Source organism: Meiothermus taiwanensis WR-220, from assembly GCF_003568585.1.
GTDB lineage: Bacteria > Deinococcota > Deinococci > Deinococcales > Thermaceae > Meiothermus > Meiothermus taiwanensis.
Map to the genome: position 1 here is coordinate 1274809 of NZ_CP021130.1, position 16189 is coordinate 1290997.

Annotated in this window: 10 protein-coding genes and 1 riboswitch; of the genes, 6 read left to right on the top strand and 4 right to left on the bottom strand. The window is 63.7% G+C overall.

From position 1 onward, the window contains the following. Nucleotides 1–27 precede the first annotated feature (27 nt). Nucleotides 28–1320, bottom strand: a complete 1293-nt coding sequence (locus MTAI_RS06355) for an O-acetylhomoserine aminocarboxypropyltransferase/cysteine synthase family protein (protein ID WP_027886730.1) — start codon at nt 1318–1320, stop codon at nt 28–30. A 238-nt stretch (nt 1321–1558) separates the two neighbouring features. Next, nucleotides 1559–1684, bottom strand: a riboswitch (SAM riboswitch). A 113-nt stretch (nt 1685–1797) separates the two neighbouring features. Here MTAI_RS06355 and gatC point away from each other — a divergent pair. The 6 genes from gatC (at nt 1798) to MTAI_RS06385 (ending at nt 13529) form a co-directional block, all read left to right on the top strand. Next, the gene (gatC, locus tag MTAI_RS06360; RefSeq protein WP_027886729.1) at nt 1798–2085 is read left to right on the top strand and encodes an Asp-tRNA(Asn)/Glu-tRNA(Gln) amidotransferase subunit GatC; all 288 of its coding nucleotides are present in this window, start codon (nt 1798–1800) and stop codon (nt 2083–2085) included. Nucleotides 2086–2134: 49 nt separating this feature from the next. Then, a complete protein-coding gene (gene serS / locus MTAI_RS06365) occupies nt 2135–3409 on the top strand; it encodes a serine--tRNA ligase (protein WP_027886728.1) in 1275 nt (424 codons plus the stop codon). 354 nt (nt 3410–3763) lie between these two features. Further along, nucleotides 3764–7138: a DNA-directed RNA polymerase subunit beta gene (gene rpoB, locus MTAI_RS06370; protein ID WP_027886727.1), complete on the top strand. Its 3375-nt coding sequence runs from the start codon at nt 3764–3766 to the stop codon at nt 7136–7138. Between the two features lie 93 nt (nt 7139–7231). After that, nucleotides 7232–11809: a DNA-directed RNA polymerase subunit beta' gene (gene rpoC / locus MTAI_RS06375; RefSeq protein WP_027886726.1), complete on the top strand. Its 4578-nt coding sequence runs from the start codon at nt 7232–7234 to the stop codon at nt 11807–11809. Nucleotides 11810–12005: 196 nt separating this feature from the next. Then, nucleotides 12006–12827 (top strand): purine-nucleoside phosphorylase, encoded by an 822-nt coding sequence (locus MTAI_RS06380; RefSeq protein ID WP_027886725.1) that lies wholly within the window; start codon nt 12006–12008, stop codon nt 12825–12827. Nucleotides 12828–12893: 66 nt separating this feature from the next. Next, nucleotides 12894–13529, top strand: coding sequence for a YggS family pyridoxal phosphate-dependent enzyme (locus MTAI_RS06385; RefSeq protein WP_027886724.1), 636 nt, complete (start codon nt 12894–12896; stop codon nt 13527–13529). A gap of 5 nt (nt 13530–13534) precedes the next feature. On the opposite strand, the gene MTAI_RS06390 is transcribed toward MTAI_RS06385, so the two are convergent. From MTAI_RS06390 to iolG, 3 genes are read right to left on the bottom strand one after another with little or no spacing between them, the layout of a single operon-like run. Beyond that, on the bottom strand, nt 13535–14329 hold the full coding sequence (locus tag MTAI_RS06390; protein ID WP_027886723.1) for a DeoR/GlpR family DNA-binding transcription regulator: 795 nt from the start codon (nt 14327–14329) through the stop codon (nt 13535–13537). Nucleotides 14330–14347: 18 nt separating this feature from the next. Further along, complete coding sequence (gene iolB / locus MTAI_RS06395; RefSeq protein ID WP_027886722.1) at nt 14348–15181, bottom strand: 5-deoxy-glucuronate isomerase; 834 nt, start codon at nt 15179–15181, stop codon at nt 14348–14350. Continuing rightward, nucleotides 15178–16182 carry an inositol 2-dehydrogenase gene (gene iolG, locus MTAI_RS06400; protein WP_051349787.1) on the bottom strand — a complete coding sequence of 335 codons (1005 nt, stop codon included), beginning with the start codon at nt 16180–16182 and terminating at the stop codon, nt 15178–15180. Before iolG ends, iolB begins: the two co-directional genes overlap by 4 nt. Nucleotides 16183–16189 lie beyond the last annotated feature (7 nt).

Sequence of the window (16189 nt, forward strand, 5' to 3'; positions counted from 1 at the left end):
GCGCCCTCGGTAGACCGAACGCGGGGGTCAGACGCCCACCCGCGAGCGCAGGGCTTGCTTGAGATCGGCTTGGATGTCTTCGATGGCTTCCAGCCCCACGCTAATCCGCACCAGCTCGGGGTTGACCCCGGCGCGCACCTGCTCCTCCGGCGATAGCTGGGAATGGGTGGTGGAGGCGGGATGAATCGCCAGGGTGCGGGTATCGCCCACATTGGCTAGGTGGGAGACCAGCTCGAGCCGGTTGATGAAGCTCTTGGCGGCCTCGTACCCACCCTTGAGGCCGAAGGTAAGCACCGAGCCCGGCTTGCCCTTGAAGTACTTCTGGGCTTTGGCGTAGCTGGGGTGATCGTCCAGGCCGGGGTAGTTGACCCAGGCCACCTCGTCCTGCTCACGCAGCCAGTGGGCCAGGGCCAGGGTGTTTTGCACGTGCCGCTCGGAGCGCAGCGAGAGGGTCTCGAGGCCCAGGAGCAGCAGGAAAGCCTCGAAAGGCCCCAGGCACTGCCCCTGGTCGCGCAGGCCGTCCACGCGGGCCTTGATGATGAAGGCCAGGTTGCCCAGGGCCTTGTGCAGCTCGAGGCCGTGGTAGCCGGGCTGGGGCTGGGTAATCAGGGGGTAGCGCCCGTTGTCCCAGTTGAAGTTGCCCCCATCCACAATCAGACCGGCGATGGCCGCACCGTGCCCCCCAATCCATTTGGTACCGGAGTGGGTTACCACGTTGGCCCCCCACTCGATGGGGCGGAAGAGGTAGCCCCCGTGCCCAAAGGTGTTGTCCACAATCAGGGCGATGCCCCGCTCCTGGGCGGCCTGGGCGATGAGCTCGAAGTCGGGGATGTTGAGGGCCGGGTTGCCCAGCGACTCCAGGTACCAGAAGCGGGTTTTGTCGTCGGTCAGACGGATGAAATCGTCCACGCTCTCCGCACTGTCAGTAAAGCGGCTTTCAATGCCAAGCCGGGGCAGCGTCACTTTGAACTGGTTGATGCTGCCACCGTAAAGGTTGGGGGTAGAAACAAAGTTATCGCCAGCCTGGGCGATGTTGGTAATGGCCAGGAACTGCGCGGCATGGCCCGAGCTGGTAGCCAGGGCCGCCACCCCCCCCTCGAGGGCCGCGATGCGCTTCTCCAGCACATCGGTGGTGGGGTTCATGATGCGGGTATAAATGTTGCCGAACTCCTGCAACCCAAAGAGCCGGGCGGCGTGGTCGGCGTCCTTGAACTGGTACGAGGTGGTGGCGTAGATGGGCACCTGACGGGCCCCGGTGGTGGGGTCGGGGCTATAGCCGGCGTGTAGTTGCAGGGTCTCGAAACGGTGTTTTTGCGACATGCTGCTCTCCTACCACCCAGCGAACAGCGGCCTGGGCCGTCTGCTCCGATGGGAATGATCCGCGTGGGATTTGGGGCGCTTTTTGGTAGGAGTTTTGCTATAGCAAAACCCCCTACCAGACGTTCTTTTATGACTGGAAGGGGGTACGGCTTTGACATTCCGCTGCGCCACTTTTTGCGCGCTCCCTTCTCTTATCTTTCCCAACCGCCAGGCTATGCCTAGCCTTGAACATCGTGTGCCTACAACGTTCAGCAGTTGGGCCGGAATTAGCACCTTGCAAAAAGCCATCTGGTGATGAGCAGAGGCTTTTTGTGGGTTGCTGCGACTTCGCAGGGCCGAATCCCTCCATCGCTCTGGATAAAAGAACTTGACTGATTGTGGCCGCGCCCCAGCGCGGATAGATGTGAGTCTAGATAGACTGTCCTGTGATGTCAAGCCCGTGTACCCTCCCGCCTTGCGGGCGTTAGAATGGCACGCATGGAGATTACGCCGGAGCTGGTGAAACATCTGAGCAGGCTTTCGCGGCTTGCCCTTACACCGCAGGAAGAGGCCAAGCTCGAGGGCGAATTGCGCTCGATTGTAGGCTTTTTTGAAAAATTGAGCGAGCTGAACACCGAGGGCTTGCCCGAGATGGCCCGGCCGGTAGAGACCACCAACCGCCTGCGGGCCGATCAGGTTCGCCCCTCGCTCACCCAGGAGCAGGCCCTGTCGGTGGCTATAGAAGTGCACGAGGGCCAGTTTAAAGTGCCCAGGGTTATTGAATAGCCGATGCGTTTTGTACTAGAAGAGCCGACCAAGCACCCTTGGACTTTTTATGCTAGACATCAAATTCATCCGCGAGAACCCCGAAGCTGTTCGTCAGGCCATAGAAAAAAAAGGGCTTACCCTCGAGCTCGACAAGCTGCTCGAGCTCGACCAGGAGGTGCAGGCCCTCAAGCGCACCATTGAAAAAATACAGGCCGAACGCAACGCCAACGCCAAGGCAGCGGCCAGGGCCAAGCCGGAAGAGCGGGCGGCCATGATCGAGCGGGGTAAAGAGATCGGCCGCCAGCTGGCTGAACTCGAGCCCCGGTTGCGCACCCTCGAGGCCCAGCTCAAGCAGCTCCTCTACCTGACCCCCACCCTTCCCTGGGAAGGGGCCCCGGTGGGGCCGGACGACTCCTTTAACGTCGAGACGCGCGTGCATGGCAATCCGCGAACCTTTCTGTTCGAACCGCTGGATCACGTGGCCTTGATAGAAAAGAACGGCTGGGGTGATTTTGAGCGCGCCGCTAAGGTTTCTGGCTCGCGTTCTTACATCCTCAAGGGTGATCTGATGGTCTACGAGCAGGCCCTGCTGCGCTTTGCGCTCGACCGGATGATCCAGGCTGGCTTCACACCGATGAGCGTGCCCAGCCTGACCAAAGAGGAGGCGCTTTACGCCCACGGACAGTTTCCCGCCGCCCGCGATCAGGTCTACTCGGTGGATGGGGGGGAGGTCTACCTGGCGGGCACCGCCGAGGTGCTGTTGAACTACCTGCACGCGGGGGAAATTCTCGCAGAGTCAGAGCTCCCCCGAACCTATTGCGCGCTCTCCCCCTGTTTTCGCAGTGAGGCCGGTTCCGCTGGAAGGGATGTGCGGGGCCTGATGCGCGTTCACCAGTTCAACAAGGTGGAGCAGTACGTGCTATGTAAGGCCGATCTGGACGAATCGAATCGCTGGTTCGAGACGATGCTTTCGATCTCCGAGGGCATTTTGCAGGCCCTCGAGCTGCCCTACCGGGTGATCGAGGTATCCACCGGGGATATGGGGCTGGGCAAGTACCGCCAGGTAGACCTCGAGACCTGGGTGCCCAGTGAAAACCGCTACCGCGAGACCCATTCCTGCTCGGCGCTGCTCGACTGGCAGGCCCGGCGGGCGGGCCTCCGCTACCGCGACGAACGCGGCAAAATACACTACGCCTACACGCTCAACAACACCGCTTTGGCGACCCCCAGGATCTTAGTGATGCTGCTGGAAAATCACCAGAACGAGGATGGCACCGTGAATGTTCCCAAGGCTGTGCAGCCTTATTTCGGCAAGGAGAAGCTCGAGCCCTCGGCCTTGTAGGCAGGCCGGTCTGCGGGTCGGATGGAAACTCTACGCTGCTCGGGCGAAAGCCGAAGGCCTTGCTGGGTCAACGGTTCTCCTCAAACACCTCGTCCTGTGTTACAATCTGGCTATAGAGCCGAACGGTGAGGTGCGCGTATTGTGCCTTTACGTGTAGTTGTGCTACACTAGCGTTTGTGTTTTGTGGCCTGCACCTCGAGTGTGACCCACAAACAGCGTAAGAGCCAGCCGCCGCAGGGAGTTTTCGCCTGCGGAAGAACCCTGTTAGCTTACGAAAACCCCCCAGCGACCCCAAGCAAGCCGTAGCTGCACCGCCTGCGTGCAGCCAAAGCCCACGGGTTAAGAGGTGTTTTGATGAAGATAGAGCGGTTCGGCAAGATTAACGAAGTCATTCCCCTTCCACCCCTCACCGAGATTCAGGTCGACTCGTTCACCAAAGCCTTACAGGCCGACGTACCCCCTTCCAAGCGGGAAAACATTGGCCTGCAAGCGGCTTTTAAAGAGACCTTCCCCATCGAGGAGGGTGAGAAGGGGCGGGGGCTGGTGCTGGATTTTCTCGAGTACCGCCTGGGTGAACCCCCCTTCGATCAGGACGAGTGCCGGGAGAAAGACCTCACCTACCAAGCGCCGCTATACGCCAAACTGCTGCTGGTACATAAGGACACCGGCTTGCTCAAGGAAGATGAAGTCTTTCTGGGCGACCTGCCCCTCATGACCCAGGACGGCTCCTTTATCGTGAATGGGGCCGATCGGGTGATCGTTTCACAGATCCACCGCTCGCCAGGGGTGTACTTCACCGCAGACCAGACGCGTCCGGGCAGGTTCGTGGCCTCGGTGATTCCCCTGCCCAAGCGCGGCCCCTGGATTGACCTCGAGTTCGAGCAGTCCGGGGTGGTGGTGATGAAGGTCAACAAGAAGAAATTCCCCCTGGCCCTGCTGCTGCGGGTGCTGGGTTTTACCGCCGAGGCCCTGGGCAAGGAGCTGGCCGATTACCCCGACCTGCTGCCGGGCCTGCTGGAAGCCCAGTTCCGTGGAATCAAGGCCCTTGAGATGGGGGTGGACGAGGCCCTCCTCAAGCTTTTCACCGAGCTGCGCCCGGGCGACCCGCCCAAGCGCGATAAGGCCATCACCTACCTGCACTCGCTGTTGTCTGACCCGCGCCGCTACGATCTGGGTGAAGCGGGCAAATACAAAGCCCAACAAAAGCTGGGTATTCAGCTCTCGGGCCGCATGCTGATTAGGTTCGAAAACGGCGAGTTCAAGGACGAGGCCTTGCTGCCGGTGCTCAAGTACCTGTTTGCTCTGCAGAGCGGGAAGCCTGGCTATGAGGCCGACGACATCGACCACCTGGGCAACCGCCGCATTCGCACGGTGGGCGAGCTCTTGGCCGACCAGTTCCGGGTGGGGCTCTCGCGCCTGGCTCGAGGGGTTCGTGAGCGTATGCTGCTGGGCTCCCCCGAAAGCGCCACCCCGGCCAAGCTGGTCAACAACCGCCCGCTGGTGGCAGCCATCCGGGAGTTTTTTGGCCGCAGCCAGCTCAGCCAGTTCAAAGACCAGACCAACCCCCTCTCGGAGCTGCGCCACAAGCGTCGCATCTCTGCCCTGGGGCCGGGCGGCCTGACCCGTGAACGGGCCGGCTTCGACGTGCGCGACGTGCACCGCACCCACTACGGCCGCATCTGCCCCATCGAAACCCCCGAAGGTGCCAACATCGGTCTGATCTCCTCGCTGGCCTCCTTTGGCCGCATCAACGATCTGGGCTTTATCCTCACCCCTTACCGCAAGGTGGTGGGCGGGCGGGTTACCGACCAGGTCGACTTCATGACCGCTACCGAAGAAGACCGCTACGCCATTGCCCAGGCCAACACGCCCCTCAAGCCCGACGGCTACTTCGATACCCAGCAGGTGGTGGTGCGCAAGAAGGGCGAGCCGATGGTCATGCGTCCGGAGGAAGTGGAATACATGGACGTTTCACCCAAGCAGATTTTCTCGGTGAACACCAACCTGATTCCCTTCCTCGAGCACGACGACGCCAACCGTGCCCTGATGGGCTCGAACATGCAGGCCCAGGCGGTGCCGCTCTTGCGTGCACAAAGCCCGGTGGTCATGACCGGGGTGGAGGAGCGGGTGGTGCGCGACTCCCTCACCTCGCTGTATTCCCCGGTGGATGGGGTGGTGGAGTACGTGGACGGCTCCAAAATCCTGGTCAGGGGTGAAGACAAGGGCCTGTACGAGTTCAATCTGCGCCGCTTTATCCGTTCGAACCAGGGCACGGCCCTCGACCAGCGGCCTCGAGTCTCCAAAGGCCAGAAGGTGCGCAAGGGCGAGCTGCTGGCCGATGGCCCGGCCTCCGAGGAGGGCTACCTGGCCTTGGGACAAAACATCCTGCTAGCCATCATGCCCTTTGATGGCTACAACTACGAAGACGCGATCGTCATCTCCGAAGATCTCCTGCGCCGCGACTTCTACACCTCGGTGCACATCGAGCGCTACGAGATCGAGGCCCGCGACACCAAGCTGGGCCCCGAGCGCATCACCCGCGATATCCCCAACCTCTCCGAAGCCGCTTTGCGCGACCTGGACGAGGACGGCGTGGTGCGGATTGGGGCCGAGGTCAAGGCCGGGGATATCCTGGTGGGCCGCACCAGCTTCAAGGGTGAGACCGAGCCCACCCCCGAGGAGCGGCTGTTGCGCAGCATCTTCGGGGAGAAGGCCCGCGACGTGAAGGACACTTCCCTGCGGGTGCCGCCCGGTGAAGGTGGCATCGTGGTGCGCACCCTGCGCCTGCGCCGGGGCGACCCTGGGGTGGAGCTCAAGCCGGGTGTGCGCGAGGTGGTGCGGGTGTATGTGGCCCAGAAACGCAAGCTTCAGGTGGGCGACAAGCTGGCCAACCGCCACGGAAACAAGGGGGTGGTCTCCAAGATTCTGCCGCCCGAAGATATGCCGCACATGCCCGACGGCACGCCGGTGGATATCGTGCTCAACCCGCTGGGCGTACCCAGCCGTATGAACCTGGGCCAGATCCTGGAAACCCACCTGGGGCTGGCGGGTTACGAGCTGGGCCTGAAGTTTATTACCCCGGTATTTGATGGTATTACCGAGGAAGAGATCAAGCAGCTGCTGGGCAAGGCCTTCGATAAGAAGTGGGAAGCCCGCATCCAGGCTGGTTTTGGCCTGGATAACCGCGAGCGGGAGGTGCTGGCTCGAGCCGCCAAGCTGGGGCTGGTGAGTGCCGAGGCCAGTGAGGTGGAGCAGCTGCGTGAGGTGTTCCAGCAGGGTAAGAGCGTGCTTTACGACGGCCGCACGGGTGAGCCCATCGAGGCCCCAATTGTGGTGGGCGTGATGTACATCATGAAGCTTTACCACATGGTGGAAGACAAGATGCACGCGCGCTCCACTGGCCCCTACTCGCTCATCACCCAGCAGCCCCTGGGTGGCAAGGCCCAGTTTGGTGGGCAGCGCTTCGGGGAGATGGAGGTGTGGGCGCTGGAGGCCTACGGAGCGGCCCATACCTTGCAGGAAATCCTCACCATCAAATCCGACGATATTGAAGGGCGCAACGCGGCTTACGAGGCCGTGGTCAAGGGCGAGGATGTGCCCGAGGCCAGCGTGCCGGAGAGCTTCAGGGTGCTGGTGAAGGAGTTGCAGTCGCTGGGTCTGGATGTGGAGACCTACGACGAAAATTCCCGCCACCTGGATATCTTTGAAGGGCTGGCCAGCAGGCGATAGGCATTGATGCTCGAAGGTCAAGCCCTATAGCGAGGGTACCAACTGCAAGGGGCCCAGATCTATTGAAAGAGGCAGTGCACGGAGTGAGCGATGATTAAACGAGAAGTTCGTAAGGTACGAATCGGCCTGGCCTCCCCCGAGAAGATTCGGAGCTGGAGCTATGGTGAGGTTGAAAAACCCGAGACCATCAACTACCGCACCCTGAAGCCTGAGCGCGACGGGCTTTTTGACGAGCGCATCTTCGGGCCGCAAAAGGACTACGAGTGCGCCTGCGGCAAGTACAAGCGGCAGCGCTTCGAGGGGAAGGTGTGCGAGCGCTGTGGGGTGGAGGTTACCAAGAGCATCGTGCGGCGCTACCGCATGGGCCATGTGGAGCTTGCTACCCCGGTGGCCCACATCTGGTACGTCAAGGACGTACCCAGCAAGATCGGCACCCTACTCGACCTGTCGGCCCAGGAGCTCGAGCAGGTGCTGTACTTTGCCAAGTACATCACCATCGATCCCAAAGGGGCCATGCTGGGCGGTGTGCCGGTGCAAAAGCGCCAGCTCCTCACCGACGACGAGTACCGCGAGCTGCGCTTTGGCCGTCAGGAAACCTACACCATCCCAGCCGGGGTTGAGACCTTTGTCAAAGACGGGGACGAGGTGAAGAAGGGCCAGGAACTGGCCCCCGGTGTGGTGAGCAAGATGGACGGGCTGGTGCTCTTCCGCTTCCCCCGCCGCATCCGCCTGGAGTACATCGAGACCGAGCGGGCCAGCCTGACCCTGCCCAAGGCAGCCTGGATTGAACAGGAGACCTACAAGCCGGGTGAGCCCCTGGCCGAGCTCGAGGACTCCTACCAGATCGTGAGCGAGCACGCGGGCGTGGTGAAGGTGGAGGAGATCGGCGATGGGGCCCTGCTGCACATCCTCGACCCGGATAACGAAGACCTTGTCGCCACCTACCTCATCCCTGCCGGTATGCACCTCAAGGTAGGGCAGGGTGAGCTGGTTGGTAACGGCGATGTGCTGGCCCAGGGCAAGGGGCAGCTCCGGATGCCCCGGGGCCGCAAGGTTGTAAAGCTGGTGGCCGATGCCTCCAAAAAAGAGGTGCATCTCAGCCTTACCCTCGAGCGCGTCCGGGTGGTGGACTACCCCCTCCAGCCCCATATGCACGTGCTGGTGGGGGAGGGCACCCAGGTACGCAAAGGCGACAAGCTGGTGGGGGCCATTGAGCCGGAGGAAGAGGTCTACGCCGAGGCCGACGGGGTGGTGCACCTGCACGAGCCGGCCTCCATCGTGGTGATGAAGGCCAAGCTCTACCCCTTCGAAGACGATGTGGAGGTGACCAACGGTGACCGGGTCTCGCCCGGCGATGCCCTGGCCGATGGCGGCAAGGTGACCTCGGAGATCTACGGCCGGGTGGAGGTGGACTTCATCCGCATGGCGGTGCGGGTGATCGAGTCCTACGACATCGACGCCAAGATGGGGGCCCAGGCCATTCAGGAGCTGCTCAAGGAGATTGACCTGGGCGTGCTCGAGGCCGAGCTGGTCGAAGAGATGAAACACCCCAGCCGGGCCCGGCGGGCCAAGGCTAGAAAACGCCTGGAGGTGGTACGGGCCTTCCGCGACTCCGGCAACCGCCCCGAGTGGATGATCCTCGAGGCCGTGCCGGTGCTGCCGCCCGACCTGCGCCCCATGGTGCAGGTGGACGGCGGGCGTTTTGCTACCTCCGACCTCAACGACCTCTACCGCCGCCTGATCAACCGCAACAACCGCCTGAAAAAGCTCCTCTCGCAGGGTGCGCCCGAGATGATCATCCGCAACGAGAAGCGGATGCTGCAGGAAGCCGTGGATGCCCTGCTGGACAACGGGCGCCGGGGCACGCCGGTCACCAACCCCGGCTCCGACCGGGCCCTGCGCTCCCTCACCGACATCCTCTCGGGCAAGCAGGGCCGCTTCCGCCAGAACCTGCTGGGCAAGCGCGTGGACTACTCGGGCCGCTCGGTGATTGTGGTGGGGCCGCAGCTCAAACTGCACCAGTGCGGCCTGCCCAAGCGCATGGCCCTGGAGCTCTTCAAGCCCTTTTTGCTCAAGAAAATGGAGGAGAAGGGCATCGCCAACAACGTCAAGAGCGCCCGCAAGATGCTGGAGCGTTCCCGTGACATCAAAGACGAGGTCTGGGACGCTTTGGAAGAGGTCATCCACGGCAAGGTGGTGCTCCTGAACCGTGCCCCCACCCTGCACCGCCTGGGCATTCAGGCCTTCCAGCCGGTTCTGGTGGAGGGGCAGAGCATCCAGCTGCACCCCTTGGTCTGTGAGGCCTTCAACGCCGACTTCGACGGCGACCAGATGGCCGTGCACGTGCCGCTGTCCAGCTACGCCCAGGCCGAGGCCCGCGTGCAGATGCTCTCCTCGCACAACATCCTCTCGCCGGCCTCGGGGGAGCCGGTGGCCAAGCCGGCCCGCGATATCATCCTGGGCCTGTACTACATCACCCAGCTGCGCCGTGAGAAGAAGGGCCAGGGCCTGGAGTTCGCTACTCCCGAGGAGGCCATCCAGGCCTATGAGGAAGGCCGGGTGGCCCTCAACGCCCGGATCAAGGTGGCCGGCAAGGAGACCAGCGTGGGCTGCCTGAAGTACGTCTTCAGCAGCATCGACGAGGCCCTGCTGGCCGTGCAGAGCGGGGTGGTGGATCACCAGGACGTGGTCACGGTGCGCCTGGGCGACAAGCTTTTGGAAACCTCGCCGGGCCGGATGCTCTTCCTGCGGATTGTGAGCGAGGCCATCGAGGACCCCGAGAAGGCCCAGGAGCTGGTGAACCTCGAGGTGGCCCAGGAGAAGAACTCGCTCAAAGACCTGGTCTACAAGAGCTTCCTGCTGCTGGGGATCGAGAAAACCGCCAAACTGCTGGACGCCCTCAAGTACTACGGCTTTGTGCTTTCCACCACCTCGGGCATCACCATCGGGATCGACGATGCGGTGATCCCGGCGGAGAAGAAGCAGTACCTGCAGGAGGCCGATGCCAAGCTGGCCCAGATCGAGCAGGCCTTCGAGATGGGCATGATGACCGAGGAGGAGCGCTTCCAGCAGATTCTGCAGCTCTGGAGCCAGACCACCGAGAAGGTCACCAGCGCGGTGTTCAAGAACTTCGAGGAAAACTACCCCTTCAACCCGCTTTATGTGATGAGCCAGTCGGGGGCCCGGGGGAACCCCCAGCAGATCCGCCAGATCTCCGGGATGCGCGGCCTGATGGCCAAGCCCTCCGGCGAGACCTACCCGGTGCCGGTCAAGGCCTCCTTCCGCGAGGGTCTCACGGTGCTGGAGTACTTCATCTCCACCCACGGGGCTCGTAAGGGTGGGGCCGACACCGCGCTGCGCACCGCCGACTCCGGGTATCTCACCCGCAAGCTGCACGACGTGGCCCACGAGGTGATCGTGCGGGAGGCCGACTGCGGCACGCCCGACTACATCTCGGTGCCCCTCCTGCAGTTCGACGAGGCCTTCCGCAACAAGCGCCTGCGCAAGAAGAGCGACATCGAGTCGGGCCTGTACGGCCGCACCCTGGCCCGCGAGATCGAAGTGAGGGGCCGGGTCTTCCCCGAGGGGCACCAGCTCAGCCTCGAGGACGTGGGCTTCATCATCAAGGCCGCCGAAGAGCGCCTGATCGAGGAGGTGCCGGTGCGCTCGCCCCTGACCTGCCGCACCCGCTACGGGGTCTGCCAGCAGTGCTACGGCTGGGATCTGTCGGCGGCCAAGCTGGTCTCGATCGGCGAGAGCGTGGGGGTGGTGGCCGCCGAGTCCATCGGCGAGCCCGGCACCCAGCTCACCATGCGCACCTTCCACACCGGCGGTGTGGCCACTGGCACCGACATCACCCAGGGTCTGCCCCGTGTGATCGAGCTCTTTGAGGCCCGCCGGCCCAAGGTCAAGGCGGTCATCGCCGAGATCGACGGAACCGTGCACATCGAGGAGCTCGAGGACAAGGTGATCATCTACGTCACCAGCGAGGGCTTCTCCAAGGAGTACAAGGTGCCCAAGGACGCCCGTATTACCGTCAAGGAGGGCGAAACGGTGGAGGCCGGCCAGCCCCTGACCCGTGGGGCCATTGACCCCCACCAGCTTCTGGAGGCCAAAGGCCCCGAGGCGGTGGAGCGCTACCTGACCGACGAGATCCAGCGCGTCTACCGGGCCCAGGGCGTGAAGCTGCACGACAAGCACATCGAGGTCATCGTGCGGCAGATGCTCAAGTACGTCGAGATCACCGACCCCGGCGATAGCCGCTACCTGGAGGGCCAGGTCATCGAGAAGTGGGATGTGGAATCGGCCAACGAAGCCCTGATGGCCGAAGGCAAGACCCCGGCCAGCTGGAAGCCCGTGCTGATGGGGGTGACCAAGAGCGCCCTCTCCACCAAGAGCTGGCTCTCGGCGGCCAGCTTCCAGCACACCACCCACGTGCTCACCGAGGCCGCCATTGCCGGCAAGCTCGACGAGCTCATTGGCCTGAAGGAGAACGTGATCCTGGGCAAGCTGATTCCCGCCGGTACCGGCTCCGACTTCGTGCGCGGCACCCAGGTGGTGGATCAGAAGACCCTCAAGCGCCTCGAGGAGGCCCGCCGCGAAGCCGAGCAAGCGCCCCTGGCCCCGCGCCGTCCGGGGGTGCGTCCGGAACAACCCGTGCGCGAAGCCTAAGAGCGGCTGTTTGATCCACGGGCTGTAGGCCACAGGTCTACAGCCCGTGGTCTGTATCGGCCCCTACAAGTATGATCGATGTTTGTCAGGCATTTACCACACCGGCCTGCCTGTGATCAAAAGAACAGCCTGGGTATCTATTTGAATCCGGTATTACCCTGCTCCCGGGGCTATGTTTGCGGTAGATTGTGGGGGTATGCGCTCGACTTACGACCAGATTCAAGAGACCGTCAACCACATTCGCGCCCAGACCGACTTTGTACCCGAGGTGGGCATTGTGCTGGGCTCGGGGCTGGGGCCACTGGGGGACGAGATTGAGGTGGTGGCGAGTTTTCCGTATGTGGAGCTGCCCAACTTCCCCCAGTCCACCGCGCCGGGGCACGAGGGCAGGCTGATTTTGGGGCGGCTCGAGGGCAAAAACGTACTGGCCTACAAGGGCCGGGTGCATTGCTACGAAGGCTACACCGCAGCGCAGGTCGCATTTCCCGTGCGGGTGGGCTTTTTCCTGGGAGCAAAAACCTTTTTCATCACCTCGGCGGCCGGGGGGCTCAACCCCAACTGGAACGCCGGGGAGCTGATGCTGCACAACGATTACATCAACTACGCGCCCCTCTCACCCCTCACTGGCCCGAATGACGAACGCCTGGGGCCGCGCTTCCCCGTGACCTTCGACGCCTACGACCCAGAGCTGCGGGCGCTGGCCCATAAGGTGGCTCGAGCCCAGGACTTCACCCTGCGCGAGGGCGTGTATGCCTGGTGGCCGGGGCCGCAGTTTGCCAGCCGGGCCGAGCTTAAGCTGCTGCGCACCCTGGGGGCCGACGCCATCGGGATGTCCACCGTGCCCGAGGTGATTGCCCTGCGGCACCTGGGGGCCCGGGTGCTGGGTCTTTCCACCATCACCGATATGGCCGTGCCCGAGCGTGACCACCACGCCACCGAGCAGGAGGTGCTGGCTACCGCGGCCCGGAGCGGGGCGCTGTTCCGCAGGTTTGTGCGGGGGATTCTGGCAGCCATCTGAGGCGGCCCGGGCTTTTAGGGCCTCGAGCCGTCCAAGACCCTGCAAATTTCCAATAAAGTACCCACCATGAGTCTTCCCGCTGTCCTGGAGCGTATTGCAAAAGCCTGCGGCCGTGTGGGTCGGGATCCGAAGGGTGTCCGGCTGGTGGCGGTTACCAAGGAACACTCGGTGGCCGAGATTCAGGAACAGGTGCTGCGCTATGGTCGCTTCCCTTTGGGAGAGTCGCGCATTCAGGAGGCCCTGCCCAAGATGGAGGCGCTCGAGGCCGAGTGGCACTTTATCGGGCCCTTGCAGCGCAACAAGGCCAAGTTTGCAGTGCGCTTCGAGCTAATCCACTCCATAGACTCGCTGCGCCTGGCCGAAGCGGTGGCCCGCAAAGCCCTTGAAAATGGCAAGGTGCAGCGGGTGCTCCTGGAACTCAACCTGGGGCGCGAACCCCAGAAGCATGGTTTTTTGGAAGAAGAACTGCCCCAGGCCATGGCCCAGATCCAGGCCCTGGAGGGGCTGCGGGTGGAGGGTCTGATGACCGTGGCCCCCTATACCGACAACCCCGAGACGGTGCGGCCCATTTTTGCCCAGCTTTCCCGGCTGGCCGACCGCTATGGGTTACCCGAGCGCAGCATGGGGATGTCGGGCGACCTCGAGGTGGCGGTGGAGGAGGGGGCCACGCTGGTGCGGGTGGGGCGGGCGATCTTCGAATAGGCGACCTACACCGCTGCGGGGTGGGTTTCGGCCCGCAGCGGGGCCAGCTTGTAGGGCAGGTTGCGCTGTTCTAGCTGGGCCAAAAAATCCCTGGGGGCCCCCTCGTCGCTGATGAGCAGGTCTATCTCGTCCAGGGCTGCAAAACTGGCCAGGGTGGCCCGGCCCAGCTTGCTCGAGTCCACCAGGGCGTAGCGGGTATCGGCGGCGCGGAGCATGGCCTGCTTGGTCTGGGCCTCGTAGGGGTTGGGGGTGGTGTAGCCGGTCTGGAGGGAGACCCCGGTGGCGCACATAAAAGCCTTGTCGGCATGGTAGACCTCGAGGGTGCGCACCGCTGCAGGGCCGATCAGGGCCATGCTGTGGTGGCGCACCAGTCCGCCGGTCAAAAGCAGCTCCCAGCGGGTCTCGGAAAGCTCGGAGGCGATGGGTACCGAGTTGGTGATGATGTACAAGGAACGAAAAGCCCGCTTCATCAGGCGCACCAGGGCTAGGGTGGTGCTTCCGGCGTCCAGAATCAGGGTGTCGCCCTCCTCGATCAGCTCCAGCGCAGCTCTGGCAATGGCCTGTTTCTCGGCCTGCTGGAGGTGGATTTTTTCCCTGAAGGAAGGGTTGAACAGGCTCTTGTGGGTGTAGGTGGCCCCGCCGTGGGTGCGGTGCAGAAGACCGCGGGCCTCGAGCTCGCTCAAATCTTTACGGATGGTGACCTGGCTGACCTCAAACAGGGCCGCCAGATCCTCGACCAGTACCGAGCCTTTTTGCTCCAGCAGCTCGATGATTTTGCTGCGGCGTTCCTCGCTGCGCATACCCCTCCCAACATACGCTTACTTTTGGCCGATGGGTAGTGTGATGGGTCGTCCCGACCAGTCCTGTCGCATCCAGGCCCAGTCGGGTTCGTCTACCGGGGGGGTGGCCCGCTGTTCGCACAGGGCTTCCCCGGCCATGTAGTTGAGGTAGTAGACGTTGGAGCCGGGGGGGGCCACCACCGGATGGTACCCTTTGGGGGCCAGGATCAGGTCGCCGTCGTGGGCCAGCAGCAGCTCGTCCAGGCCATCCTCGGGGCTGTAGTTGCGGTGGATGGCCCAGCCGCTCTTGGGGCTCACCTTGTAGTAGTAGGTCTCCTCAATGTACAGCGAGCCCATCTGCCCATCGTGCCGGTGGGGGGGCCAGCCCGACCAGGTGCCCGAAGGGGTGTAGACCTCGTAGAGGATCAGCCGCTCGGCGGGCAGGTGGGGCCCCAGGATGTGCGAGACCTGGCGCAGCGCAGGGCCTCCACCCCGCATCTCCACCCGCATCTCGGGGGGTTGGAACAGGCGCAGGGGGTAACGCCCCTCGGCGGGGGCCCCGCCCCAGGCCAGCTCGCTTGCTTGCAGGGCCGTCACCCGGTAGGTGCTGGCCGGCGGCAGGTAGAGCACCGAGGGCAGCGCGCTGAAGACATCCTGGCGCTTCAGGTGGAACAGCGCCGAGCCAACCTGCACTTCCAGCTCACCAGTTATGGGCACCAGGGCCACCTCGAGGCCCCCGGTCTGTCCTGTGCGGCTTTCTCCTTCCTGCAGCGCCCAGACCCCAAACGACAGGTAGCGCCAGCCCGCCGTGGCCGGGGTGACCTCGAGCGGGGTGGGGCCCGCCACAGGTCTGAAGTGGTGCCCGGTGCTCATACCACCTCCGAAAGCCGCACCACCCGGCCCTCCCGCAGGCTGCGGGTGGCTGCCACGGCGATGCGCAGGGACTCGAGGGCATCCCGAGGGCCGGGCGTGGGGGCCACCCCCTGGCTCAGCGAGCGGAAGAAGGCCTCGAGCTCCAGCCGGTAGGCCTCCTTGAAGCGATCCATAAAGAAGTGGTAGTGGTCGGCGCTGATGCCGCTGCCGTACTGCCACAAAGGGGTTTTGGGGGTGGCGTCCATCACCAGCTTGCCCCTGGCCCCGAAGACCTCGGTGCGCACATCGTAGCCGTAGACGGCGCGGCGGGAGTTCTGGATCACCCCCAGCACCCCGTTGGCGAAGCGCAGGCTCAGGTTGGTGGTGTCCACATCGCCAACCTCGCCAATCCGGGGATCCACCCGCACTGCGCCCCAGGCCTGCACCTCCTCCACCTCGCCTACCAGAAACCGGGCGCAGTCGATATCGTGAATGGCCATATCTACAAAGAGCCCGCCCGAGGTGCGCAGGTACTCCAGGGGAGGCGGGGCCGGGTCGCGCATCACCGCGATGAACTGCTCGACTGGCCCAATCTCGCCGGCCTCGATCTTGCGCTTGGCCTGGGCGTAGGGGGGGTCGTAGCGGCGCTGGAAGCCAATCTGGAAGGGTACGCCCTTCTGCTCTACCACTTCCAGAACCCGCCGGGTTTCCCCCAGCTCCTTGGCCACCGGCTTCTCGCAGAAGATGGCCTTGCCCGCCAGGGCCGAAAGCTCGATGTAGCGGGCGTGGGTATCGGTGGGTGTGGCGATCACCACCGCCTCCACGCCGGGGTGGTGGATGGCCTCCTCGGGGTCGGGGTAGGTCTTCTCGGCCCGTAACAAGAGCCGGGCGGCCTCGGCGGCCTGCAGGTTGGGGTCGGCTACGGCCAGTACCCTGGCCTCGGCAATTCCCAGCAGGGTGCGGGCATGCTCCATGCCCATCCTGCCTGCACCCAGCAACGCTACACCAAAAGATCTGGACATATCACTC

Excerpts from the sequence above, each read along its gene's own strand:
- MTAI_RS06355 (WP_027886730.1), bottom strand. The coding sequence starts at position 1,320 with ATGTCGCAAAAACACCGTTTCGAGACCCTGCAACTACACGCCGGCTAT.
- gatC (WP_027886729.1), top strand. The coding sequence starts at position 1,798 with ATGGAGATTACGCCGGAGCTGGTGAAACATCTGAGCAGGCTTTCGCGG.
- serS (WP_027886728.1), top strand. The coding sequence starts at position 2,135 with ATGCTAGACATCAAATTCATCCGCGAGAACCCCGAAGCTGTTCGTCAG.
- rpoB (WP_027886727.1), top strand. The coding sequence starts at position 3,764 with ATGAAGATAGAGCGGTTCGGCAAGATTAACGAAGTCATTCCCCTTCCA.
- MTAI_RS06380 (WP_027886725.1), top strand. The coding sequence starts at position 12,006 with ATGCGCTCGACTTACGACCAGATTCAAGAGACCGTCAACCACATTCGC.
- MTAI_RS06385 (WP_027886724.1), top strand. The coding sequence starts at position 12,894 with ATGAGTCTTCCCGCTGTCCTGGAGCGTATTGCAAAAGCCTGCGGCCGT.
- MTAI_RS06390 (WP_027886723.1), bottom strand. The coding sequence starts at position 14,329 with ATGCGCAGCGAGGAACGCCGCAGCAAAATCATCGAGCTGCTGGAGCAA.
- iolB (WP_027886722.1), bottom strand. The coding sequence starts at position 15,181 with ATGAGCACCGGGCACCACTTCAGACCTGTGGCGGGCCCCACCCCGCTC.
- iolG (WP_051349787.1), bottom strand. The coding sequence starts at position 16,182 with ATGTCCAGATCTTTTGGTGTAGCGTTGCTGGGTGCAGGCAGGATGGGC.